Annotated in this window: 22 protein-coding genes, 1 tRNA gene and 1 pseudogene; 13 read left to right on the plus strand and 11 right to left on the minus strand. The window is 61.9% G+C overall.

Annotated features, from left to right (window positions below; all coding sequences use genetic code 11):
- Positions 1-71: 71 nt before the first annotated feature.
- The 9 genes and pseudogenes from yejK to KBY08_RS15245 all read right to left on the minus strand — a co-directional run bounded on the left by yejK (position 72) and on the right by KBY08_RS15245 (position 7882).
- Positions 72-1078 (minus strand): annotated as a pseudogene (gene yejK / locus KBY08_RS15200) (nucleoid-associated protein YejK).
- Positions 1079-1375: 297 nt separating this feature from the next.
- Entirely contained in the window at positions 1376-1720 is a 345-nt protein-coding gene (locus tag KBY08_RS15205; protein WP_111522270.1) for a hypothetical protein, read from the minus strand.
- Between the two features lie 82 nt (positions 1721-1802).
- Positions 1803-2171, minus strand: a complete 369-nt coding sequence (locus KBY08_RS15210; RefSeq protein ID WP_111522269.1) for a hypothetical protein — start codon at positions 2169-2171, stop codon at positions 1803-1805.
- Positions 2172-2747: 576 nt separating this feature from the next.
- A tRNA-Leu gene (locus KBY08_RS15220) sits at positions 2748-2833 on the minus strand.
- Between the two features lie 167 nt (positions 2834-3000).
- Positions 3001-4071 (minus strand): DNA topoisomerase IB, encoded by a 1071-nt coding sequence (locus tag KBY08_RS15225; protein ID WP_024660821.1) that lies wholly within the window; start codon positions 4069-4071, stop codon positions 3001-3003.
- Positions 4072-4160: 89 nt separating this feature from the next.
- Positions 4161-5249 (minus strand): molybdenum ABC transporter ATP-binding protein, encoded by a 1089-nt coding sequence (modC, locus tag KBY08_RS15230; protein WP_058822089.1) that lies wholly within the window; start codon positions 5247-5249, stop codon positions 4161-4163.
- A gap of 3 nt (positions 5250-5252) precedes the next feature.
- A complete protein-coding gene (gene modB / locus KBY08_RS15235) occupies positions 5253-5933 on the minus strand; it encodes a molybdate ABC transporter permease subunit (RefSeq protein ID WP_058398297.1) in 681 nt (226 codons plus the stop codon).
- Positions 5934-6701 carry a molybdate ABC transporter substrate-binding protein gene (gene modA / locus KBY08_RS15240; RefSeq protein WP_032655693.1) on the minus strand — a complete coding sequence of 256 codons (768 nt, stop codon included), beginning with the start codon at positions 6699-6701 and terminating at the stop codon, positions 5934-5936.
- A gap of 101 nt (positions 6702-6802) precedes the next feature.
- Positions 6803-7882 carry an NAD(P)H-dependent flavin oxidoreductase gene (locus KBY08_RS15245; protein WP_032655696.1) on the minus strand — a complete coding sequence of 360 codons (1080 nt, stop codon included), beginning with the start codon at positions 7880-7882 and terminating at the stop codon, positions 6803-6805.
- Between the two features lie 135 nt (positions 7883-8017).
- Between KBY08_RS15245 and KBY08_RS15250 the strand changes: the two genes are divergently transcribed.
- Positions 8018-8677 (plus strand): TetR/AcrR family transcriptional regulator, encoded by a 660-nt coding sequence (locus KBY08_RS15250; RefSeq protein ID WP_032655699.1) that lies wholly within the window; start codon positions 8018-8020, stop codon positions 8675-8677.
- A 49-nt stretch (positions 8678-8726) separates the two neighbouring features.
- Positions 8727-9710 (plus strand): MDR family oxidoreductase, encoded by a 984-nt coding sequence (locus KBY08_RS15255; protein WP_024642864.1) that lies wholly within the window; start codon positions 8727-8729, stop codon positions 9708-9710.
- Positions 9711-9715: 5 nt separating this feature from the next.
- Here KBY08_RS15255 and KBY08_RS15260 read toward each other — a convergent pair whose 3' ends face one another.
- Positions 9716-10180 carry an antitoxin Xre/MbcA/ParS toxin-binding domain-containing protein gene (locus KBY08_RS15260; RefSeq protein WP_003400960.1) on the minus strand — a complete coding sequence of 155 codons (465 nt, stop codon included), beginning with the start codon at positions 10178-10180 and terminating at the stop codon, positions 9716-9718.
- A gap of 223 nt (positions 10181-10403) precedes the next feature.
- Here KBY08_RS15260 and xerC point away from each other — a divergent pair, with 223 nt between their 5' ends.
- The 11 genes from xerC to KBY08_RS15315 all read left to right on the plus strand — a co-directional run bounded on the left by xerC (position 10404) and on the right by KBY08_RS15315 (position 23941).
- Positions 10404-11369, plus strand: coding sequence for a tyrosine recombinase XerC (gene xerC / locus KBY08_RS15265; protein WP_111522268.1), 966 nt, complete (start codon positions 10404-10406; stop codon positions 11367-11369).
- Between the two features lie 333 nt (positions 11370-11702).
- Positions 11703-12095 (plus strand): cupin domain-containing protein, encoded by a 393-nt coding sequence (locus KBY08_RS15270; RefSeq protein ID WP_054091342.1) that lies wholly within the window; start codon positions 11703-11705, stop codon positions 12093-12095.
- Entirely contained in the window at positions 12088-13587 is a 1500-nt protein-coding gene (locus KBY08_RS15275) for a methionine--tRNA ligase (protein WP_111522267.1), read from the plus strand. The genes KBY08_RS15270 and KBY08_RS15275 overlap by 8 nt, the downstream gene beginning before the upstream one ends.
- 14 nt (positions 13588-13601) lie before the next feature.
- The gene (locus KBY08_RS15280) at positions 13602-14756 is read left to right on the plus strand and encodes an NAD(P)/FAD-dependent oxidoreductase (RefSeq protein WP_011267937.1); all 1155 of its coding nucleotides are present in this window, start codon (positions 13602-13604) and stop codon (positions 14754-14756) included.
- Complete coding sequence (locus KBY08_RS15285; protein WP_111522266.1) at positions 14753-15733, plus strand: ABC transporter substrate-binding protein; 981 nt, start codon at positions 14753-14755, stop codon at positions 15731-15733. The genes KBY08_RS15280 and KBY08_RS15285 overlap by 4 nt, the downstream gene beginning before the upstream one ends.
- 44 nt (positions 15734-15777) lie before the next feature.
- Complete coding sequence (locus tag KBY08_RS15290) at positions 15778-17097, plus strand: lysine N(6)-hydroxylase/L-ornithine N(5)-oxygenase family protein (protein WP_024642858.1); 1320 nt, start codon at positions 15778-15780, stop codon at positions 17095-17097.
- Positions 17098-17102: 5 nt separating this feature from the next.
- On the plus strand, positions 17103-19160 hold the full coding sequence (sbnB, locus tag KBY08_RS15295; RefSeq protein WP_111522265.1) for a 2,3-diaminopropionate biosynthesis protein SbnB: 2058 nt from the start codon (positions 17103-17105) through the stop codon (positions 19158-19160).
- Complete coding sequence (locus KBY08_RS15300) at positions 19160-20908, plus strand: FAD/NAD(P)-binding protein (RefSeq protein WP_225651168.1); 1749 nt, start codon at positions 19160-19162, stop codon at positions 20906-20908. The genes sbnB and KBY08_RS15300 overlap by 1 nt, the downstream gene beginning before the upstream one ends.
- A gap of 15 nt (positions 20909-20923) precedes the next feature.
- Positions 20924-21568: a LysE family transporter gene (locus tag KBY08_RS15305; protein ID WP_096104679.1), complete on the plus strand. Its 645-nt coding sequence runs from the start codon at positions 20924-20926 to the stop codon at positions 21566-21568.
- A gap of 24 nt (positions 21569-21592) precedes the next feature.
- On the plus strand, positions 21593-22747 hold the full coding sequence (locus KBY08_RS15310) for an iron-containing alcohol dehydrogenase (protein ID WP_096104678.1): 1155 nt from the start codon (positions 21593-21595) through the stop codon (positions 22745-22747).
- A 3-nt stretch (positions 22748-22750) separates the two neighbouring features.
- Positions 22751-23941, plus strand: a complete 1191-nt coding sequence (locus tag KBY08_RS15315; RefSeq protein WP_057457509.1) for a serine hydrolase domain-containing protein — start codon at positions 22751-22753, stop codon at positions 23939-23941.
- On the opposite strand, the gene ftrA is transcribed toward KBY08_RS15315, so the two are convergent.
- Positions 23901-24854 (minus strand): transcriptional regulator FtrA, encoded by a 954-nt coding sequence (ftrA, locus tag KBY08_RS15320; RefSeq protein ID WP_003314848.1) that lies wholly within the window; start codon positions 24852-24854, stop codon positions 23901-23903. The two genes, KBY08_RS15315 and ftrA, sit on opposite strands and share 41 nt — an antisense overlap.
- Between the last annotated feature and the right edge of the window lie 137 nt (positions 24855-24991).

Below are 24991 nucleotides of genomic sequence, written 5' to 3' on the forward strand. Positions count from 1 at the left end.
CGCTTACCCAGCGCAGTTGCATGTCTTTAAGCGAAGCAATAGGGCGTTTAGAGCAATAGGTGAGGGGCGATTCAGGCAGCGGAGTGCTTGAGCTGGTTAGTGAGCTGGGTGGGGAGGTTGCGCAGCGTCAGCGTGCCACCGGCCTCGTCGAACTTGATCTTGTCGCCCAGCAGATGAGCTTCAAAGCTGATCGACAGGCCTTCGGCCCGACCGGTGAACCGCCGGAATTTGTTGAGGGTCTTCTTGTCCGGCGGCAGGGATTCGGAAAGCCCGTAGTTCTTTGCCTTGATGAAATCGTAGAAGTTCTTCGGGCGGTCTTCGTCGATCAGGCCTGACAATTCGTCGAGGGTAATGGGCTCGCCCAGTTTTGCTTGCGCCATGGAGTAGCTGACCAAGGTGCTGGTCTTCTCGCGAGCGGCCTCGTCGGCCATGTCCTCGCTCTCGACAAAATCGCTGAACGCCTTCAGCAACGTGCGCGTTTCGCCCGGGCCGTCGATGCCTTCTTGGCAGCCAATGAAGTCGTGGAGGTAATCATTGATCCGGCGACCCTGCTTGCCCTTGAGGTACGAGATGTACTGCTTCGACTGAGGGTTGTTCTGCCACTCGCTCACGTTGATGCGCGCGGCCAGGCGGATGTGGTCGACGTCGAGGCAGTTCACCGTCATCAGCGCCAGTTCTTCGGTCATGGTCACCGCTTCGGTTTCCTGCACCAGAGCGATAACCAGGTAGTCGGTCATGCCTTGCTGGTAGTGGCAGAAAAGGGCGTGCCCGCCGGTGGTTAGGTTCGACTCTTCCATCAGCTTGGTCAGGTGCTCGACGCCGCTGGCGCTGAATTCCAGGAAGTCGATATCGCCGGCCAGGTAATTGCCAGCCAGCCGCTAAACGGGAAAGCGCCCGACTGTGGGTGGAAAAAACCCCATCCCTTGCCGGCGGTTGCGTTGTAGCTTTCGTTGAGCTGACTCATCAGATCGTCGCGAACCTGGCTCTCAACCTGCTCGGCAGCGCCCAGGAACAGAACGGCCGGGCTGCAGTCAGGCTTCTTGTCGATTTTGTGGATGACGCTATGACGTACAGGCATTTCGTTTACCTCGGGTAGGCTCCGCCCTCCGGTAGCCGGTGGTGGCAGATTTGTTGGAGGTGAGCTATAGATGATGACCGGCATGGAGCCGGATCAAAGGAGCAAATGATGCGAGTTAGCAGTCAGTTCACAGAGGGTGATATCGACGCTGTATTGGGGGCTGGTCCTGCTGGAGGCTGGGATATCGTTGCCTTGAAAGTCAAAGGCAGAGAGGTTCCAGCAACACGCAAAGGCGAGTTTGAAACCGAACAAGAGGCAAAGGATACTGCTATTGCCAGAGCTAAGGCTTATGCCGAATCAGAAGGCCTCAGCCTGAGGAGGTAATATCTCATCACCCGGATCTTGCTGAATCATCAGCATGCTCTTGCGATGAAACTTCAGCGCCACGATATTCGACACTGTGATTTCGTGGCGCGGGACCTGAAGAAAATGCAGCGCTTTAACCGGGCCGAGCGCATGAAGGTGGTGAATCATCAAGGTCATGGCCTCGGCCTCGGCCTGCTCCTTAATCTCCGCCCACTCCATCAGCTCAGCCAGCGCCTGCTTCGTGCCGGGCCGCACTCTGAGTCGCAATTCCTCTTCCCCGGCCTTCTGCCGCTTGAGCGCCGTCCTCTCGTCTCGCTGTTTCTGGGTGAGGGCCATTTATCAGCTCCGTGTAGCCGCTGGGCGCCAAGTGAATGTGATGCTGGCGCCTGCCGTGGCGGACCTCGTATTTGCAGGCGCTTCATTTCGCCCGGCTGCTGCTGGGGTAGTCCAGGCTGTACTGCTGAACGATTCGCTTGATGACGGTGCGGTTGATCCCGGTCAGCTTTTCGGCTTTGAAGTGGCTGACGCCCAGGTCGCGCATTGCCTCCATACGCTTTAGCAGCGCCAGGTCCTCTTCCTCCTCAACATACTTCCGCTGATCCGCGCTGTTGTAGCGGGGCTTGCGGGGTGGCGGCTCTTTACGTGGAGGGCGGGGCGCTACCTGAAACGACCCAAGGTCGCGCACCGTTCCACCGCTGCGCTGAAACTCGTTTAAGGCCTCGGACAGCTCGGATGACTTTGACTTTGCGCGGTTGGCTTGGATGGTACTCAGTTCGGTAGCGATCATGCTGCCAACTGCGTGATGGTTACTCCGTCCATTTGGGAGTCAGCGCCTTGGATGTGCACCAGATCGTCCAGCGCGCCCCAGTTTACGGTGAGGACCGAGCTTGGAGTCTGGCCTTTACCAGCGCATGAAGATCGGCGGCGGTGACATTCGCTTCAAGCTTCGTCGGCTTGGGGGAAGATGCTACGGTAGACATCTTTGGTGATGCCTGTTCGACCGGTATGAGCGCCGCAGCGGCTTGTGGTGCGGTCGCGCTGGCTTTCACTTTTTGAGCACCGGTATCTCTCTCGACTTTTGCGGCAGCGGCAAGCTTTCCAGATTGGCACGGTGCAGCTCCAAATCGGAGGCATCACGCAGGCTTTAGTCATACGTAATAAAGGCGATCGACGACAGAGGCGCAGGTCTTGATCACTGCGTCGACAAGCTGCGTCTGGTGATCCAGCACACAATTCACCAGATGGATTTTTGTGCGGCGACACCGCCGTCGTTGTAGGCAGGCAGTCCAATAAACGACTGTTTTTCCGAACCAAAACAAAAAGGGCCTACCCGGCAAAATGCCCGGTAAGCCCTTTATATATGTGGTGCCCCGAGCCGGGGTCGAACCGGCACGTCCAAAGGACGAGGGATTTTAAGTCCCTTGCGTCTACCAATTTCGCCATCGGGGCGGTAGCGCCAAGAGCAGGGAATATATACACCCGGCCCCTATGAAGCAAGCTTGAAAGCGTCCCGAACGGTACAAGACGCTGCTTTTTTGCCTGTCAGAAATGCTTGGCAAATCATGAGGCTACGAAATTTTATTGGTGCAAAGGCTGACGTGCCGTGATCCGGCGACTCAGGCTTTGCTGTCTTTCACCACCGTATCCTTCACCACGGCCTCGACCTTGTCAGCCAGTATTCGCAGGTAGCTTGCCAGGGCGACTTCTTCCAGGCGCAGGCCTTTGCGTTGTCGGGAGCGGGGGAGTTTGGCCAGGTTGCCGAGCAGGAAGCCTTCCAGAACCGCCGGGTGGATGTAGCATTTTCGGCAGATGGCAGGGGTGTTGCCCAGTTGTTTCGAGACTGCCTTGACCATGTCGACGATGTGCCGTTTGGCGTCGGCCTCTGGCTCCCAGTGCAGTTTTTGCAGCGTTGCCAGTGCCAGCGCACTGGCAGCCCAGGTTCGGTAGTCCTTGGCGGTGAAGTCCGAGCCGGTGAGGCTTTGCAGGTAGGCATTGATGTCGGAAGAGGTCACCGCGTGGCGCACGCCGTCTTCGTCCAGGTACTGGAAGAGGTTTTGTCCGGGCAGTTCCATGCAGCGTTTGATCACGTTGGCCAGACGTCGATCCTTGACGCTGACTTTATGCTCGACGCCGCTCTTGCCGCGGAACTCGAAGAGGATTTGGCCGCCTTTGACTTCAACGTGCTTGTTGCGCAGGGTGGTCAGGCCGTACGAGCGGTTTTCCTTGGCGTACTGGCTGTTGCCGATGCGGATCAGTGTTGCGTCCAGCAATGAAATGACCGTCGCCATGACTTTTTCCCGGCCCATGCCCGGCTGAGCGAGCTGTGCTTCGATCTGCTTGCGCACTTTGGGCAGCGCATGGCCGAACTCGATCAGCCGCGAGTATTTGTCCTGATCACGTATTTCGCGCCAGCGCGGATGGTAGCGATACTGCTTGCGCCCGCGGGCATCGCGGCCGGTGGCCTGCAGGTGGCCCAGCGGATCGGCACAGATCCACACTTCGGTGTAGGCGGGCGGGACTGCCAGTGCGTTGATGCGCTTGATCTCCGACTCGTCCTTGATGCGCTGACCCTTGGTGTCAAAGTACGCGAATTTGCCGCGCAGTACCTTGCGCGTAAGGCCCGGTTGAGTGTCGTCTACGTAATGCAGTTCACTGGCGGGCTGGCTGATGGCAGTCGAGTCAGGCATGGCTAAGTTCCAAAGGCAGTTAAAAACACTGACCTCGGGCTTTTACGGTGGTGCCGTTTATTTGCTGCGTGGCTGTTTTTTTCGAAAGGTCAGGCCAGCACCGCGACCGCCTTGATCTGCGCCCAGAGCGACTGGCCTCTGTGCAGGTTCAGTTGGTCGCTGGAATAGCGAGTGATGCGTGCGAGCAGCGGCGTGCCGCCAGCGTCCAGCTTCACCAGAACGTGTGCCGAATTGTCGGCCAGCGCTTCCTCGATCACCGTGACCGGCAAGCGGTTGAGGATGCTGCTCTGGTAATCGGGTTGCAGGTTGAGGCTGACATCCCGGGCCTGGACCTTGATGCGCAGCAGGGTGCCGACCTGCATCTGCGCGTGGGCGACGCGCATGCTCAGTTTGCTGTCGGGCAGGGTTACGGTGAGCAACTGGTAATGCTGATCATAGGCGCTGACCGTGCCTTCGATGACCACGCCTGCATCACTGCCCATCGCCAGAGGAAGGTCCAGCCGCGCCAGGGTTTCGTGGATCGGACCGCTGGCCAGCACGGTGCCTGCCTCGAGCAGCACCAGGTGGTCCGCCAGGCGTGCGACTTCATCCTGAGCATGGCTGACGTACAGCATGGGGATGTCCAGCTCGCGGTGCAGGCGCTCCAGGTACGGCAGGATTTCACTTTTACGCCGGGTGTCCAGCGCCGCCAGCGGCTCATCGAGCAGCATCAGCCGCGGGCTGGTCAGCAGGGCGCGGGCGATGCCCACGCGCTGGCGCTCGCCACCGGACAGCTTGTCAGGGTTGCGCTGCAGCAGGTGATCGATGCCGAGCAGTTCGCTGGCCTGCGGCAGTTGAATGCGGCGCTGCTGGCGCGGGATACGTTTCATGCCGAACTCCAGATTGTCCCGCACCGACAGATGCGCGAACAGGCTGGCTTCCTGAAACACATAGCCGATCGCCCGCTTGTGCGGAGCCAGGAAAATACCTTTTTCGGTGTCCTGCCAGACTTCATCGTGAACGCGGATGAAGCCCTGATCGGCTTTTTCCAGGCCAGCGATGCAGCGCAGGCAGGTCGTCTTGCCCGAGCCGGAAGGCCCGAACAGCGCGGTAATGCCCGACCCAGGGAGGCTCAGGTCGGTACGGACGGTGAAATCCGGGTAGGCCATCTGCAGGCGAACTTCTATAGGCGACGCCATAACTCAGCTCCATCCCGTTCTGGATTTGCCACTGGAATAAAGCGCCAGCAGCACCAGAAAGGAAAAGACCAGCATCGCGCCGGCCAGCCAGTGCGCTTGCAGGTACTCCATGGATTCGACGTGATCGAAGATCTGCACTGACACCACACGGGTTTTCTCGGGAATATTGCCGCCGATCATCAGGACCACACCGAACTCGCCGACCGTGTGCGCGAACCCGAGGATGGCCGCGGTGATAAAGCCCGGCTTGGCCAGGGGCAGAATCACGTGAAAAAAGGTGTCCCAAGGCCCCGCCCGCAAGCTGGCTGCGACCTCCAGAGGGCGCGTGCCGATCGCTGCAAACGCGTTCTGCAGCGGCTGCACGACAAAAGGCATCGAGTACAGAACCGAGCCGATCACCAGGCCGGCAAAGCTGAAGGTCAGTGTGCCCAGTCCCAGGCCTTGCGTAAGCTGACCCACCGCACCGTTGGGGCCGAGCAGCAACAACAGGTAAAAACCGATAACGGTTGGCGGCAAGACCAGGGGCAGGGCGACGACTGCGCCAATCGGCCCCTTTAGCCATGAATCAGTGCGCGCCAGCCACAGCGCAACGGGCGTGCCGATGATCAGCAGGATGACAGTGGTCAGCGACGCCAGTTTCAGCGTCAGCCAGATCGCCGCGATGTCGGCACTCCCCAGCGGCATTTACAGCTGGTATCCGAAGGACTTGATGATCGCGGCGGCTTTCGGGCCCTTGAGGTACTCGACCAGCGCCTTGGCAGCGGCGCTGTCCTTGCCTTTGTTGAGGATGACTGCGTCCTGCTTGATCGGGTCATGCAGGTCATCCGGTACGATCCAGGCCGAGCCGCTGGTCAGCTTGCCATCCTTGTAGATCTGCGACAGGGCCACGAAACCCAGCTCGGCATTGCCGGTGGACACGAACTGGTAGGCCTGGGTAATGCTCTGACCTTCGACGATCTTGGCTTTGGTGGCCGCGGTCAGGTCCAGTTTGCTCAGTACCTGAGTCGCCGCGAGACCGTAGGGGGCGGTTTTGGGGTTGGCGATGGACAGATGTTGATACTGATTGGCCTTGAGTACCTGGCCCTTGCTGTCGACATAACCATCCTTGGCCGACCACAACGCCAGTGTTCCGACCGCGTAGGTAAAGCGCGAACCCTTGACGGTGTCGCCTTCCTGCTCGAGTTTTGCCGGCGTTGTGTCGTCGGCCGAGAGGAATACCTCGAACGGCGCGCCATTTTTGATCTGCGTATAGATCTGACCGGTAGCGCCAAACGCGGCGACGAGTTTGTGGCCGGTGTCCTTCTCGAAGTCAGTGGCGATCGCCTGGATCGGCGCGGTGAAATTGGCCGCCACGGCGACTTGCACTTCGTCGGCAGACGCATGGGCTGCGGCAGAGGCGGCAAAGGCCAGCACGGAGAATTTGAGAATGGCGCGCAGCGTGGTCGTTCGCATGAAGCAGCTCCTTGATGATGAAAACGCACGCCATCGGGGTAAGGGCGTTTCGCTATATAAATAAATATATAGCGTCAGCCTGTTGTTCTGAAAGCACTGTTTTATCGCGGAGACAGAATTTTCAGCGCATTTTCAGCCAGTTGCCGCGTCAGCTCGGTGGCTCCCAGCCGATGTTTGATACCGACTGCCTGGCCTGCCCAGAGGTTCACGAAGTCACTGCTGCCCAGTTTCTCCGCCTGCGCGCGGAGCGGCATCAAGGCACCGCCCGCCAGCGGAAACGCCGGGGCGAGCGGGCTGATGGGGCCGGCTTCGCGCATGATCCGATTGACGATGCCTCGCGCCGGACGCCCGGTGAAGAGGTTGGTCAGAGCGGTCTGGCTGCCCGTGGCATCGTGCAGCGCCTGACGGTGCAGGGCGCTGACGCTGGCTTCCGGGCAGAACAGATACGCGGTCCCGACCTGTACCGCCGAAGCGCCCAGAACAAATGCCGCCGCGACACCGCGACCGTCTGCGATACCACCTGCGGCGATGACCGGGATGCTTGTGGCGTCAGCCATTTGCGGGACCAATGCAAAGGTACCGACCTGGGTGTGCAGTTGATCGCTGAGGAACAGCCCCCGATGGCCGCCTGCTTCGTAGCCCATGGCAATCACCGCGTCGCAGCCGTGTTGCTCCAGCCAGATCGCTTCCTCGACCGTGGTGGCTGACGAGATGATCTTTGCACCCGTGGCCCGGACCCGATCGAGTAACGATGGCTGCGGAAGGCCGAAATGGAAACTCACCACTTCCGGCCTCAATCGTTCGATCAGCGTGCAGCTGTCGCTGTCGAAAGGTGCGCGGTTGGAGACCGGTGTCGGCGCATCGAAATCGGCACCCAATTCCTCGTAATAGGGCTTGAGCGACTGCTTCCAGCGTTCGGCGCGCTCGGCATCGTGGGCCGGAGGCTGATGGCAGAAGAAATTCAGGTTCAGCGGAGCGTTACCGGTCTGCTGCCTGAAAGTCGCTACTTCCTGTTCGATTTTCTCAGGGGTGAGCATGGCGCAGGGCAATGCCCCCAAGCCGCCAGCCTGAGCCACAGCAATGGCCATCTGCGATCCGCTGGCGCCCGCCATGGGGGCTTGCAACAGCGGCAGTTCGACGGCAAACAGTTCAGTGATGCGGCTATCTGGCCATTGACTCATGTGTTTCTCCGGCAGGCATTCAGGCAATGCTCATTGAGCGCGCGAATGGCGTGAATGGCAAACGCCACGTCGAGCGTCGACAAGCCGGCAGGGCCATTCGGTTGACATAAAAAACGATCGGTCTACTATTCGGGCATGACTCAGCCAACCACCTCGCTACCCACTCCCTTACTCGCCAGGCCCCGGCGTCCCGGCCGGCCGCCAAAGGTTGATCGCGATAACCTCGAGACCCGCGAGGCGCTGCTGCGTCGCGGTCTGGAAGTGCTCACCGAGCAGAGTTTTTCGGCCACGGGGCTGGATTACATCCTCAAGGAAGTCGGTATTCCCAAAGGCTCGTTCTATCACTACTTCCCCAGCAAGGAAGCCTTTGGCCGGGCGGTGCTGGATGAGTACGCGCGCTATTTCGCGCAGCGGCTGGACCGTTGGTTGCTGGATGAAGCGCTTTCGCCACTGGAACGACTGGTCGGCTTTGTACAGAGCGCCAAGGGCGGTATGGCGCGACACGACTATCGACGCGGTTGCATGGTCGGCAATCTGGGCCAGGAAATCAGTCTGTTACCGGACGGATTTCGCGAGGTACTGGAACAGACGCTGCTGGACTGGCAGTCGAAACTGGCGGGTTGCCTGAGGGCTGCACAGTCAATGGGCGAGCTGGCTGCAGACGCTGATTGCGATGAGCTGGCCGCGTTTTTCTGGATCGGCTGGGAGGGCGCAGTGCTGCGTGCCCGGCTGGTCAAAAGCGCTACACCATTGAACACGTTCATTGCCGGCTACCTTCGTGGTTTACCGCAATGATTTCTCTTCAGGGTTATTTAAAGACGATCAGTCTAAATTGGAGGCGCATATGTTCAAGGGCATCTTGATCGACAAGGATGAGACGGGCTACCACGTCAATCTGACCGACATCGACGAAGCGCGGCTGCCCTCGGGCGACGTGACGATCGACGTGTCGCACAGCACGCTCAACTACAAGGACGCGCTGGCGATCAACGGTCAGAGCCCGATCGTGCGCAGCTTCCCGATGGTGCCGGGTATTGACCTGGCCGGTACGGTTGAAGCCAGCGATACCCCTGAGTTCAAGGTCGGGGACAAGGTTCTGCTCAATGGCTGGGGCGTAGGCGAAGGGCATTGGGGCGGGCTGGCGCAAAAGGCCCGGCTCAAGAGCGAATGGCTCATTCCTTTGCCAGAGGCCTTCACGCCGGCGCAGGCGATGGCCATCGGCACGGCGGGCTACACCGCGATGCTCAGTGTCCTGGCATTGGAAAAGCACGGCTTGACCCCGGACCACGGTGATGTGCTGGTCACCGGCGCCAATGGTGGGGTCGGCAGCTTTGCCATCGCCATCCTGGCCAGGCTCGGCTATCGGGTCATTGCTTCCACCGGGCGGGCCTCGGAAAGCGACTACCTGCAGCAACTCGGCGCGGCACAGATCGTTGACCGGCAAACCCTCTCGCAGCCTGGGCGACCGCTGGCCAAGGAGCAATGGGCGGCGGCAGTCGACTCTGTCGGCAGCCATACATTGGCCAACGTGTGCGCCGGTATTCGTTATCGGGGTGTGGTGGCGGCCTGTGGCCTGGCGCAGGGCATGGAGTTTCCGGGGTCGGTTGCGCCGTTCATTCTGCGCGGTGTCACGCTGGCGGGTATCGACAGCGTGACTCGCCCGCGCGCGGATCGGCTGGAAGCCTGGTCGAGGCTGGCGAGCGACCTGGACATGTCGTTGCTGCCACTGATCAGCCGTGAAGTCGGCTTGAGCGAGGTGATCGACCTCGCGCCGCAATTGATTGCAGGGCAGGTTCGTGGGCGGATCGTGGTGGATACTGCACGCTGAGTGAATCACGGCGCGTCGGCACTGGCACACTCTAGCGCGACTAGTGCGCGATGAACTTGCGTCGTGCCGAGCCCGGTTTCGCATAATTGCAACGGCGTGCGACCGCCGAATGACGTGTTGCGGGCAACCAGCCATTGGCTGGCACGCTCGGGCGTTGCAAACACCTGCAGGGCGTGGCTGGCAATCATCGCCACACGGTCCAGGCGTTCGGAGGCTACCAGGTCCAGTGACTGTTGCTGGCGCTGGCGCCGTTCGAGGGTTGAAACCGATGCGTTGAACAGCGCTTCCATTTGCCTGGGGGCAAGGGCCAGCGCGTCCCGCACTGCACGGATCCAGCGCGGTGCAAAGCCTGCCTGAATGTTCGTCAGGCGTTCGGCTTCGCTGCGCTGACTGAGCTGATGGGTCAGCAGCCAGAAACTGGCCGCCGCTTCACCGCGGCCAGGTGTTTTGCGGGCAGAGGACGGAATCAAGGTGCGTGCCGGCCTTCGATGGCGGAAAGGACGGCCAAGGCTATCCCAGGTGACGCGTCGTTCAAGCAGCAGGATGTTACCGGGCGTTGCCTGAGGATAATGGTGGTGCGCTGCAGCGCAGGTGTCGCACCAGAGCCCTCGTGCTAAAGTCGCTCGCCTGAATACGAATGAAAAGCGCCGTGGCTGTTGGCACGCGCTTGCACCAGAAAAGGCGTCGCTTTCTATGCCGCACGACCCTCACACCGATAAGGACGCACGCATCGTCAGCCAGCCTTCGCTGCCCGACGTCAACAAGCCACTGCGCCTCTACCTCGATCGCCTGGCACCTTCAAGCCGCCTGACCATGACCTACGTTCTGCAGGATGCAGCAGACCGGTTGGGCATGGCTGACGTCGATATTCATGATATTCCCTGGCACACCCTGCAACCTGGCCACGTTACCGCGCTGGTCGCAACGCTGCGTCAGGATGACTACGCGCCCAATACCACCTCGCTGTATGTGAACGCCATTCGCGGCGTGATGAACGAAGCCTGGCGACACGACCTGATCAGCCACGATCAACTGCTGAAAATCCGCTCGATCAAACCGGTCAGCGGCACGCGGCTGATCAAGGGCCGCAACATCCGTCGCACGCTGATTCGTGAGCTGATGGAAGCCTGTGCTGCCGACCCCAGGCCGCAAGGGCGTCGCGATGCCGCGATCATTGCCATTCTGTATGGCTCGGGGATGCGCAAGTCCGAGTCGGTCAACCTCGACCTTTCCCAGATCGACTTCGCCGAGCGCAGCCTGCGGGTGCTGGGCAAAGGCAACAAGCAATTGATCAAATACGCCCCCGAATGGGCCTTCAGGGCGCTGAACGACTGGCTGGAGTTGCGCCGGTCGTGTCTCCAGCCGGGGCAGGGCGACGACCCGTTCCTGTTCAACCGGATTCGCCGTGGCAGCCATATCACCCGCGACAGAATCACCAAGCACGCCATTTACTTCATCGCCAAGCAGCGCGGGCGCCAGGTGGGCGTGAACATCATGCCCCATGATTTTCGACGTTCGTTCATCACCCGGGTGATCGAAGAGTTCGATCTGTCGATTGCCCAGAAACTCGCGCATCACACTCACATCTCGACTACCGCCAGCTACGACATGCGCAGTGACAACGAGCGGCGCAATGTTGTGGACGGGTTTGATCTTTGAGCAAAAAAAAGCCACCTCGCGTAAACGGGGTGGCTTAAAAGATCTAACCAAAGGAGTGATGAAGCAGAGCAGAGATTCACCGGCATCGCGACGCGGATTCGCGGGGCCGGGAGAAATGTTCGTTCATCGCCGGCAACGTTAACACCGGCGTTCCCGATTCAGTTATCAGCGTTATCGATAGCCGTCATTGGCAAAAGAAATAGGACGGCGGACGGGGCTGCGGATCGCCATCCAGAAAATGGATAGTTCGACCCTGAGCTATCCGGCAATCGGATAGCCAACAATTGGCAACAATTTCATGCTTTGCCGCACTTGAAACGTACGGGACTGAGCATGGAAAAGTTCGATATACACCGTAAAACCCGATTCGACTCGCTGGTACACGAGTACGGACTGGATGGCAGCCGCCTGCTGCCGTGGGAAGGCTACCCGATGCCGTTCGCCGGCGGCTGGTGCGTGGTCCGTCCGGGCACCTGCAGCGAAGCACACACCCAGATCGATCAGGAAATCTTCATTGCCATCAAGGGCAGTGCGCGTCTGGTTATCGGTGACCGGCAAATGGATTTCACCGTTGGCGATATCGCCGCCATTCCGAAACACACCAACCATTACGTCATCAACGATTCCGCCGAGGACTTCCACTTCTATGTGGTCTGGTGGGACATGAACTACGTGAACGCATTTGTGGCGCAGCACAGCGAGACCACGGGGTGCCTCGATGAGTAAGTTCATCGTCACCATCACGCCCCCGACCCCCAACGGCGATTTGCACATAGGCCATATCGCCGGGCCGTTTCTGGCCGCTGATGTGTTTACTCGCGTGCAGCGTCAGCGTGGCCACGAGTGTGTGCTGGTGTCCTACTCCGACGACTACCAGTCCTACATGCTGCGCAAAGGGCTGGAGCAGGGCGTCGACCCGGTCGAGCTGGCCAGGCGCAATTCCGACCGCATCGAGGCCTCGCTGGCGGCCATCAACATACAGCCCGATAACTGGATGCGCCCGCACGACAACCCGTGGTTCGCCGAAGCAGTGGGTGAAGTGTTCGGTGCGTTGCGTGATGCCGGCGCGATCGAGTGTCGGGATTCCAGCGAGCCGTATTGCCCTGATTGCGACGTCTGGGGCTACGAGGCCTTTGCCCGGGGCAACTGCAATTACTGCGGTGCCGAGTCCGATGCCAGTCAGTGCGAGAACTGCGCCCAGGCCCCTGACGCCGAGTTGATGACAGACTTGCGCTGCAAGCTTTGCAGTCAGCCCTCGCAATGGAAAAACGTCCATCGCGCGTTTCTGAAACTGGCCGGGTTCAAGCCGCAGTTGCGTGACCGCCTGCTGGGCCAGTCATGGCGCAAGCCGCTCGACAGCTGGTTGCGCGACAGCCTGGAGCACCTGCATGACTGGGGCGTCACGCGTCCGGGCGACGGCGGGCTTGATCTGCAGGCCGACGGCTCGTGCCGGGTGCACACCTGGTTCATGGGTCTGGCCGGCTACATGGCGGCATTTCGGGAGTATGCCGACCGCGTCGGGCGTCCGGAGCTGTTTCGTCAGTACTGGCAGTCAGGGCAGGGCACGCTGGTGCATTTTCTCGGCTTTGACTGTGTGTTCAGCCACGCCATCGTCTATCCGGCGCAACTGACGGCGCTGCACGACATCAGGGTCCGCCAGCGCTTCATGCCCAATCAGTTTCTCAAGCTGGACGGCCTGAACCTGTCGACCAGTCGCAACCATGCGATCTGGGTCGGCGACCTGGCCCGTGAAGCCTGCGCGGACAGTGCGCGCCTGTATCTGGCGAGTATCGCGCCGGAGGAAAGCGAAGGTGATTTCCGCCTGGCGCAGTTCCTTGCATGGCGGGCAGAGGTGTTCAGCGAGTTTTTCCCGGCCTTGCTGGACGCCGGAAGCAATCGCGACGACCACTGGTGGAGCGGCCTCTGCGGGGCGGACGCCGGACTGCTGGAAGCGTTGCGCGTGCAGTGGAGCAAAGCCTCGGAGCCTGCGCAGTTTTCGATGAAACGCATGGCTCAGGTGCTGCTGGACGCGATCGCCATTACCCGCGGGCGTCTGGCCGAAGGACGCCCGGTCAGCCATCTGGCGGCATTCATCGCGGTGGCCGGCAAGGCGCTGATTCCGGACATGTCAGCGCAGATCATCAGCGCGTTCGCACTGCCCGAGGCCCGCGTCCACGCCACGCTGATGAACGGCCCGGCCGCTGAATACTCCATCTGAACGGATTCACGACAATGTTTATCGATTATGAGATAGCGGTCATTGGCGCCGGGATCACCGGCGCCAGTATCGCGGCGAAGCTGTGCAGCGCCGGTGTGTCGGTCGCGCTGATCGACAAGGGCGCAGCCGGCAGCCTGGGCGCAAGCGGCTATTCCGGCGGCCTGGTTCGCCTGTATGACAGCGATCCGCTGCTGATGGAACTGGCGGCCTATTCCATCAGCCTGATGGACGACGGCGTTTTTGCGAGCACTTACGCCAGTGCCTTGCGGCGTACCGGGGTGATTTACCGGGCCGCTACGGACCAGATGGATAACCTGCACCGCGCCATCGACCAGTACGGCAGCGAACGCTACCCGATGCGCCTGCTGTCAGGTCACGAGCTCGATGGCCGGCGCTACCCGCATTGCCCGGCGCTGGAACGGGTCAATCTGTTCGAGCCGCGCGCCTGCGTCGGCAATGTGCGTCAGGCCGTCGCCGCGCTGTGTCAGTCGGTACGCCAGCAGGGCTTGCTGCTGGAGCATCGCGAGATCAAGTCCATCGACTGCCGGGCGCCCGACCTTGTGCACATCGACCTGGGCAGCGCCACGCTGCGTTGCCGGACCGTGGTGGTCGCTGCCGGTGCCTGGAGCCAGCACCTGGTGCCGCACTCGGGGCTGGAAGCACGCTCGATTCCCCTGGCCCGGGTGCTGACCGAAGGCGACTGGTCAATGCCGGTGATTGATGCGGTTACCCAGAGCTATGGCATACCGCTGACTCGGCATATCGTGCAGACCGGCTGTGGCGCGCGTGACAGCGGCCTGTGGCCCGAGCACCTTGCGCAGCCCGATGCACGGCATAGCGAAGACGCCTGCAAGCGCGTCGCCCAAGTGTGCGCCTCGGCCGGCAAGCCGCATGTGCTTGATGTGTTGCCCGGTTTCGACAGCTACAGCGCCGACGGTCGGCCGATGCTGGGGTTCTGCGCCGAGCGCAGCCCGGTGTATCTGGCCGCAGGCATGTCCGGGCTGGGCTTCAAGTTCGCGCCCGGCGTGGCGCACATTGCTGTCGAGCAACTGCGCAGGCATCTGGCTGGAAAGGATCGCGCTTGCTCTGGCTGGTCGGCATTGTCGCCAGGCAGGTCGATGCCGGGCTTTCCAGCACAAGACCTCGCGCTGGCGAGCGTGCGGTCATGACGTCCTCGAACGACTCGCGTCTGCAGGGCTTGCGGGTCGGGGTCAGCGCTCTGTTCGATCCCGACGACACGCCGCATGCACGGACCTTCATGAGGGCGCTGGCGGCGGCGCGCAATTGCATGCCGGGGCTTGAGCGGGTGCAGTGGCACTTTCTCGACGACGCTGCCGATGCCGTTCGCGGGGCCGATGTGGCTCGGCAAATGATCGACTGGAAGGCCGATCTGGTCATCGGTCATTTCTCTTCGGATGCAGCCGTTGCTGCCGCGCCGCTGTATCGGCACGCCGGTATTGCCCTGCTGACCCCAGCAGCAACGATCGATTGCCTGACCCTGGAGCACCCCAACGTCTTTCGTTTCTGCCCCGCGGACCGGCAACTGGCGGCGGATCTGGTCAGCTGGCTGGCGACTCGTCAGTGGCCGCGCGTGCATGTTCAGGCCGACGACAGTGCTCACGGTCGGGCCTTGTGCGTCGCCATCAGCGCGGCGCTGGCAGGTGCCGGTTTGCAACGTGTCGACGAGCTCGACCAGGCCGATGTCGAGGTGTTTGCCGGACGCCTCAAACCCAGTCGCGAGCGCTGGCAAGCGCGGCGGCAAGCCGGCAGCACTCGACCGCTGGTGCTGACCGACGACGCTGCCTCGCCGTACCTGGGGCGCGCCGCAGCGCACGACAGCAACACCTTCGTCATCGGCTTCGCAGCCCCCGACAGCGCTGGACATCGCTGTCAGGCCCAGGCACTGCACCGGTCGCTGTTCGCTGCCGAACCGCAGACCTACTTTCGCGAAAGCCTGCTGATGCTTTACGTGCTGGCCGAGGTGGCCCGCGGCGGTCTTCGCGCCGCGCAACTGCCGGATGCGTTTCGGCACAGCACCTTCAACACACCGCTGGGCGCGGTCAGCTTCGATCAGGGCGAGCTACGCAGCGCGACGACCTGCCTCTGGACGCCAGGCCCCACCGGGCTGAGCCGCATCACCCCATAGCACCCAAAACACCGCTTTACACCAACTCTAAGGACAGGAACTTCATGGGTAACTCGACACCACACACCTTGCATTCGGACGCCATCTGTATCGGCTTCGGTCCGGCCGGTATCGCACTGGCCTGCGCTTTTGCCGATGCGCGAGAGGCCAATGACCCGTTGGGCGCGCTGTCCGTTCGCTATCTGGAAGCTGCGCAGGACAGCCAATGGCATCGCGAACTGCTGCTGGCCGGAACGGATATCAATCATCACGTATTTCGCGATCTGGTGACCCCGCGTAACCCGCGCAGCCGCTTCTCGTTCGCCATGTACCTCAAGGAACACGGGCGAATGTTCGATTTCGGCCTGCTGGGTCGCCCGGCCAGTCGCCATGAATGGTCGGATTATCTGGCCTGGGTCGCCGCGCAGGTAGACAGTCAGACCTGCTTCAACACGCCGGTCACGGGGATTGACCCGGTGCTGCGTCATGGGCGCCTGCATGAACTACGCGTATGCACACCGGATACCTGCTTCACGACGCGCAATGTCGTGCTGTCCAGCGGCAGTGCGCCGCGTATTCCGCCCGCGTTCGAGGCGCTGATCGGCCCGACGCTGTTTCACACGTCGCAGTTTCTGAGCCGCCTGCAAGCCTTCGGCGAGCACCTGCCCAAGCGCTGGCTGGTGCTCGGTTCTGGGCAGAGCGCCAGTGAGTCGGTGCTGGAACTGGTCAGCCGCGACGCCGGCATCGAGGTGCATTCAGTGCATCGCTCGGCCGGTTTCAAACTCACCCAGCTGGGCCAGTTTCCCAACCGGGTATTCGCTCCGGATCACGTCGACTATTTCCATAGCCTGGACCCCGCCGCGCGGCAGCGTTTTCTCGACTGGAGCCGCTCGACCAATTACGCAGGGATCGACCCGGACGAAAGCCAGAAGCTGTTTTCGCTGATCTACGAAGACGCCATTGCCGGTCGCAAACGCCTGCAGACCTACGCCTACAGCGTGATCAGCGCCATAGAGCCCGTCGCCGAAGGCTACCGGGTCGAGCTGACCGACACCTTCAGCCAGCGCACCCAGGTGCTTGAGGTCGATGCCGTGGTGCTTGGCACCGGGTATCAGCAGTACCTGATACCGCCGTTGCTGAGTGGTTTGCAGCCATGGCTGCAGGCCGATGTCGACGGTGGTTTGCTCATCGATCGGGATTATCGGGTCGCCACCCAAGGCGAGTGCGACGTGAATATCTGGGTCAACGGCCTTTCCGAACGCAGCCACGGAATCAGTGACAGTCAGTCGTTTTCACTGATGGCATTGCGCGCCGAGCGTATCGCCACCGCTCTTCAGCAGGCCGTAGCACCGGCAGCCGAACCTTTGCTGGCACAGTGGAAGTGAAGCCCATGTACAACTCTCTCTGCGAAATCGTTCACGATCAGGCCTTCCTCAAGGTGACTGGCCTGGGCGCCGATTTTTTCCTGAAAATGGAATCACTCAACCCGGCAGGCTCGATCAAGCTCAAGACTGCCGTGGGGTTGATCAATGACCTTCAGGCGCGGGGCCTGCTGGGCCCGGACACGATTCTGATCGAGTCCTCGTCGGGCAATCTCGGGGTGGCGCTGGCGATGATCTGCGCTGAACGGGGCATCCCGTTTACCTGCGTGGTCGACCCCAACAGCTCCAGCCACAACATCCGCATGATGCGCAGCTACGGCGCCGAGGTCATCCAGGTCGAAATCCCGGACACCAACGGCGGGTTCCTCGGGACGCGCATCGAGCTGATTCGCCAAAAAGTGGCCAGCGACCCGCGCTATGTCTGGCTCAATCAATACGAGAATGCGGCCAACCCGCGTGCCCATGCGCGAACCACGGCGCGTTCGATCAGCCAGCATTTCGGCCATGTGGATTATGTGTTCGTCGGTGCCGGGACCACTGGCACGTTGATGGGCTGCATTCAGCATTTTCAGCGCCATCATCCGACCACCCGAATCATTGCCGTGGACAGCGTCGGCTCGGTGACCTTCGACACCCCGGCCAGCCGGCGCTTCATTCCTGGACTGGGCACCAGCCAGCGCCCGCCGATCTTCAATGCCGATGGTATTCATGCGCTGGAAATGGTCCCGGAATCACACACCGTCGCCATGTGCCGCATTCTGGCGCGCAGCAAGGGTCTGCTGGTCGGCGGGTCCACCGCGACGGTGATCGCTGCGGTGCATGCCTGGCGCGAGCGCATCGAGCCCGGTTCGGTGGTGGTGGCGTTGTCGCCGGACTGGGGCGAGCGCTACCTCGACACGCTGTACGATGATCACTGGGTCGAGCAGCGTTTTGGCCGCGAAGTGCTGAGCATGACCCTGGCAGACCTGTCCTCACCAGTGGCCGAGACATCTCCGGAGAGCATGGCAGCGCCTGCGCTTTCCCGGCATTCAAGCTGGACGGTCTGGCTGGCCGCCGAGCGGCTGAAGCGCGCGGCGTTCCATGTGCTCGACGGTGAGGTGGTTGCGCGCCTGCTGGCGGCGGACCCGCTGGCCTGCATCGATGACGTGCAGGCGGCGTATCTGGCTCATGAGGCTGGCCAAACGATCAATCCCGACAGTTACTTTCTGCGCTTTGCGCAGGCACCGGCCAATCGCATCATCGCCTTGCCCGCCAGCCTGTCGGGCGAGCAGCCGGTCAGTGGCATCAAATGGATTTCCAGCTTTCCGGGCAATATCGACACGGGCCTGCAGCGCGCCTCGGCGGTGCTGATTCTCAACGATCCACTCACCGGTTATGCCTTTGCCTGCCTGGAGGCCTCGCGTATCAGTGCCATGCGCACGGCAGCCTCGGCGGTGCTCGCTGCGCGCTGGATGAGCCGCCAGCAGCGCCATGTCGGGCGAATGTCGTTCATTGGTGCCGGTTTCATTGCCCGCACTATCCTCGACATGTTTGTCAGCGATGGCTGGACGATGGACGCAGTCAGCGTCTTCGATCAGCACCAGGATTCGGCGCTGGCGCTGGTCGGACATGCCAGTCGCCATGGACTGCACAGCGAGCCGAGCGACCTGGCGACGTGCCTGCAAGCCGATGTGGTGGTGTTCGCCACTACTGCGCCGAGCCCTTATGTACTGGAGCCGGTGTTTCAGCCGGGGCAACGGGTGCTGAACATCTCGTTGCGCGATCTGGGGCCGGAGGTCATTGCCCAGGCCAACAACATCCTCGATGACGTCGAACACTGCCTCAAGGCTCAGACCTCGCCTGACCTCGCCGTGCAGCAGTATCAGCACCGCTCGTTCATTACCGGGACGCTGGCACAGTTGATGACCGGGCAAGTGGAGTTGAGTCCGGACAAGGCTTCGATCTTTTCGCCGTTCGGGCTTGGCGTGCTCGATCTTGCTGTGGGGCAGCGGGTGTATCGCCAGGCGGTGGCCGAGGGCAGCGCTTTGCCGGTGCCGCAGTTCTTCTTTGAATCGGCGCGCTGGTGATGGCCATGCAGACGCATACCGTCGCCATTATCGGCATGGGCTCGCGCGGATTGAGCATTCTGGAGCAGTTGATCGGCATGAGTCGCCAAGACGTGCGGCAACCGCTGCGTATCGACGTGTTCGATCCGCAGCCGCCGGGCAGCGGGCTGCACCTTGCGCAGCAGCCGGATTACCTGATGCTCAACACCATGGCCGGTCAGTTGTCGGCGTTTTCCTCGGCTTTCCCGGCGTGTGAACCGCCAGGCCCGACCTTTTTGCAATGGTGCAGCCGTGAGGATGTACGCCTGGACGCGCGCGGCCATATCAGCCTGGATGGGCAGGGCAGAGCGGTGGCATTTGGCGACTTCGTGCCGCGTGCTCTGCTCGGGCGCTATTTACAGGACAGTTACCGTTTTCTGCTGCAACGCTGCCCGGCGCATGTGCAGGTGCACCACCACGCCGAGCAGGTGCTGAGCTGCCAGCCAAGGTCGCAAACGCCGGGTTTCCGGCTGCGTACTGGCAGTCTGGCAATGGACGTCGACGGCGTGTTCCTCACCAGCGGACATGCGCCCGCAAACCCCGCGCAGCAGGACGTCGGTGATTGCGTGGTCATCGAAGGACTGGGACTGACCGCCATGGACACGCTGGCGCATCTGACTGAGGGGCGTGGCGGGCGCTACGTGCGCGATGGCGGCTTCGCCGGCTGGCGTTACCTGCCGTCCGGACGCGAGCCCAGGGTGTTGATGTATTCCCGTAGCGGATTGCCGTTTCGTGCCAGGCCGCAGTGGCATGCCTGCCGTCACGCACCGTTGCCGAGGCTGTTTTTCACGGCCGACGCCATAGCCCGTTTGCGCGAGCAAAAGCAAGGCGGGAGGCTCGACTTTCGCGCCGATGTGCTGCCTCTGATCAAGGATGAAATGCGTGCCGTGTTTTATCAGGCCAGGGTCCGCATGGAGGCACCTGGGCGGTTGGCCTCTGTTCAGCGCCTGCTGCGCGAGTCAATCAGCAGACCGGCAGTGTTTGCCCGTCTGGCAGAGCAGTGGGGTGCATTCGAGCCTGAGCACTGGCTGATCACCCAGCCTTGGTCCGGCGCGCAAGAAACATACGGGCAGTGGTTCGTCGACTGGATCAAACGTGACCTGGCCCTGAGTCGGCTGGGCACCGCGCACAGCCCGATCTGTCAGGCACTGGAGGTCTGGCGCGATTATCGCGACCTGTTGCGTCTGGTCGTCGATCGCAACGGCCTGACCGAATCCTCGACGCTGGATTTCTATGGCACCTGGGCGGGACTGAGTAACCGTCTGGTCGGCGGGCCGCAGAAGGAACGCCATGAAGACCTGCTGGCGTTGATCGAAGCCGGGGTCGTGACGGTCTTGCCGCCGATGAGTGACGTGCAGGAGCCGCACAACTGCGTGTCTGCCCGTGTCGCCCACAGCGGTGTGTCGGGCAGTCGTCATGGGTTAATCAACGATCTGCGCAAGCGCGGGCTGATTCGTGCCGCGCATGCCTGGCCTGCCGATGGCATCGACACCGACGCAGCGGGTCGCGCAATCGGTCGCGACGGTGAGGTGCAGCAGCGGCTCTGGGTTCTCGGGCCCGCCGTGGAAGGCTGCACGTTCTACAACCACTACGTACCGACCCCTGATCCGACCTGTCGCGCGCTGATCGAGGCGCGTCGGGCGGTCGAGTCCTGCCTGGATGCGCTGACAAACACAACTTCAAGTGGCATCACATTTCAGTTGAATAAAGCCATCCAAGCCATTAATTAAAAAGGAATTATTACTATGTACGAAATCACTTTGCTGACCGCCCTCGCTGGCGCGTTCATCGTGTTGATCATCAGCCCTGGTCCGAACTTTCTGGTCATCACCCAACTCTCGTTCAGCCAGTCGCGGCAGCAGGGCATCTGTGCCGGGCTGGGCGTTGCCTCGGGCAGCATCCTCTGGGCCTTGCTGGCCGCCACCGGGTTGGGGCTGGTGTTTCAGCAGTTGCCATGGCTGCAACCGACCCTGCAATTGCTCGGCGGTGCCTACCTGACCTGGCTCGGCAGCAAAAGCCTGCGCAGTGCCGGCAGCCAGCCCAAACCCAGGGACATCGCTGCGCTGGGCATTGGTAGTCTGAGCCGTGCCTATCGGTTCGGCCTGCTGACCAACCTGACCAATCCCAAGGCGCTGGCGTTCTACACCAGCGTGTTCACCACCGTGACCACGCCGGGCATGCCGACGTGGGTACGTACTGCGGGGGTATCGATCATCGCGGTGCTGGCGATTGCCTGGTTCGTGCTGCTCGCCACGCTGTTTTCGATACCCGCGGTACAGACGCGCTATCAGCGGATGAAAAAGGCCATCGACATCGTCACCGGCCTGTTCATGATCGCTTTCGGTCTGCGCCTGCTGATCGGGTTGCTGCCTGCTGGCCTCACTCACTGAAATCACCTGTAAAGGAATACCTGAATGCACCGCAACGACTGGCACTACCCGACTTCCATCCGCGCAGGCGCAGGACGCGTCAACGAACTGGCCGACGCCTGCAGGGTGACCGGCATACAACGTCCGCTGCTGATCACCGACAGCTTTCTCGGCAGCACCGACATGATCACCAGCGCCGTGGAGGACTGCCGCAGTCAGTTGGGGCACTGCGGCCTGTTTGACCGGGTCAAGGGCAACCCGACCGGCACCAACGTCGCCGAGGGGCTGCACGCTTACAGAACTGGTGGCTACGACGGTGTGATTGCGTTTGGCGGCGGCTCGGCGCTGGACGCTGCCAAGGCAGTCGCGCTGATGTCGGGCCAGACCCGCCCGTTATGGGATTTCGAAGACATCAACGACAACCACCTGCGCGCCGATCCGGATGGCATTGCGCCGGTGATTGCGCTGCCGACAACGGCCGGGACCGGCTCTGAAGTAGGGCGTGCGTCGGTGATTACCGATGAGCAGGCGCAGGTCAAACGCACCATTCTGCACCTTCGCATGATGCCGCGCATCGCGATTCTGGATGCCACGCTGACACTCGACCTGCCCAGGCACCTGACCGCCGCCACCGGCGCCGATGCCTTGACCCACTGCATGGAGTCCTGGTGTTCGCCGGCCTGGCACCCGATGGCCGAAGCGGTTTCGGTCAAGGGCATGCAGATGATCAAGGCGTTTTTACCGCGTGTCGTCGCCGACGGGCAGGACCTGGAGGCGCGGCAGCAGATGCTGGTGGCCTCCAGCCTCGGCGCGGCCGCGTTTCAGCGCGGTCTGGGCGGCGTACACGCAATCGCGCAAAGCCTTGGGGCGCTCTACGACCAGCATCATGGCTTGCTGAACGCAATCCTGCTGCCCTACGTGCTGGAGGCCAATCGCTCGGTGCTGCAGACGCAAATGGACGATCTGGCGGTTTACCTGCGGTTGCCGTCGCCCGGTTTCTCCGGGGTGATGGACTGGCTGCTGACACTGCGCGAGCAGATCGGCATTCCACATACGCTGGGCGAGATCGGTATCGACGATCGCGACGCCGAGCGGGTCGGGCGGATGGCTTTCGCCGATGGCTGCTCGCACACCAACCCGATTCGCCATTCGGCGCAGGCCTACGCGCAGATCTTCAGCCGTGCAGTGAGGGGCGAGTGAACCATGGCTGTCCTGAACGAGGCGGGGATACAGCGTCTTGACCATGTCTGGCGCAGTTTCGTCGAGCAGGGTCGGATCGTCGGTGGCGTGCTGTTGCTGGCTCGGCATGGGCGTCTGGAATACGCCAGTGCGCGCGGCTGGGCCGATCGTGAACAGCAGATTCCGGTCACCCGCCGCACGCGTTTTCGTCTGGCCTCACTGACCAAGCTGTTGACCTCGGTCGCGGTGTTGCGGCTCTGCGAACGGGGTGTGCTGGATCTGCACGCTTCGGTGACGCACTGGCTGCCAGCCTTTCGACCGCATCTGGCCAATGGCCGCGAGCCGCTCATCACGCTGCAGCACCTGCTGTCACACGCGTCGGGCTTGAGCTACGGCTTTGAGCAAGCGCCCGATAACGCTTATCAGCGCGCTGGGGTGTCGGACGGGCTGGATCGCGTACCGTTCGACCTGCAGGAAAACCTGAGGCGTTTGGCGCGTGTGCCCTTGCTGTTTGAGCCCGGCAGCGCCTGGGGGTACTCGCTGGCCACGGATGTATTGGGTGCAGTGATCGAACAGGCCACGGGGCTGGCGTTGTCAGAAGCCATCGATAAATGGGTCACCGTGCCTCTGCGCATGCATGCGACCTCATTCAGGCACCTGCCGGAATGTCCGCTGGCCAGCGCCTACAAGGATGGGGTCAGTGGCCCGCAGCGTATCGGCGATGACGATGGGGTGTTGCTCGACAGCGGCCGGGCGCGGCTGTCCGCAGCCCGCGCCTTTGACTCATGCGCGTATGAGTCGGGCGGGGCGGGAATGCTCGGCACGGCTGATGACTATCTGCGGCTGCTCGAATGCCTGCGTCTCGGCGGCGCGCCGGTATTGAGTGAAGCCGGTACCGCGCGCTTGCTGGGCAATGCGATTGGCCAGACAATCATCGCCAGCCGCGGGCCCGGCTGGAGGTTCGGGCTGGGGCCGATGATCCTTATCGATCCAGTGCTTGCCGGGCAGCGGCAGGGGGCGGGAACCTGGTCGTGGTGCGGCCTGTATGGCAGTCATTATTGGGTCGATCCGCGTGCTGCGCTGAGCATGGTGGTCCTGACCAACACGGCGGTTGCCGGCGCGTGGGGCGAGTTTGCCGACGCAATCGTCGATGCGCTTTACCCCAAGCTGGGGGTCAGGCCCGGGCAAATTGCTTGCGGTAGCTGCTCGGGCTGATGCCCACCAGATTGCGGAAGTGCCGGCGAAACGACTCTTCGGAGCCGAAGCCGGCGCGGTCCACCACTTCATTCAGGCGCAATTTCGACGATTCCAGCAGTTCCTTGGCGTAGGCAATGCGCTCACCGAGCAGCCAGTCGTAAGGCGTCAGCCCGGTACTTTCCATGAAGCTGCGGTGCAAGGTGCGGGTACTGAGCGCTGCGCGTGAGGCCATTTCCTTGATGGTATGGGGGCGCTGCAGGTCGCTGCGAATCCAGTCCATCAGGTTGGAAATCGGCCCGTCGCTGGCCGATACCAGTTGCCGGGATGCATATTGCGATTGTCCGCCTTCGCGATGCGGCGGAATGACCATGCGCTGCGCAACCATGTTGGCAACGCGCGAGCCGTGATCGTTGCGCACCAGGTGCAGCATCATGTCCAGCCCGGCAGCCGAGCCTGCTGCGGTCACGATGCTGCCCTGATCCACATACAGTTCGTTGGGCTGAATGGTCAGGCCCGGGTACATGGTGGCCAGCAGGTCGGTGTAGCGCCAGTGGGTCGTCACCTTATGCCCGTCGAGCAGACCGGCCGCCGCCAGGACGAAGGCCCCGGTACAGATCGAGCAGATTCGCGCGCCGCGTGCATGAGCCGCCTGGAGCTGTTCGATGAGCCGTTGCGGAACCTCTGATTCAACCCCGCGCCAGCCCGGCACGATGATCGTGTCGGCGTTTTCCAGCAGCACCTCGCCGGGTGTGGGCACGATGGTGATGCCCCCGGCAGCGGTGATCGGGCCGTCGTCGACCGGGAAGGTCGCGAACTCGTACCAACTGACGCCCAGCTCGGGTCTTTTCAGCGCAAAGACTTCAACCGTGCAGCCAAATTCGAAGGTGCACAGCTGGTTGTAGATGAGTGCGACGACGAGATGATTTTTCATGGCGCGATGTTACCGGATATTGGCATTTCAGCCAGTAGTTTGACGTGATGCTACTGAGTAATCTGCTCTGTGTCACCGCTGAAACCCGCTTAACCCTCACTATGATGCAAGTGGCCTGCCATGCAGGCCCTGGAGCC

The sequence above is a fragment of the Pseudomonas sp. P135 genome (assembly GCF_020312125.1).
GTDB classification, from domain to species: domain Bacteria; phylum Pseudomonadota; class Gammaproteobacteria; order Pseudomonadales; family Pseudomonadaceae; genus Aquipseudomonas; species Aquipseudomonas fragariae.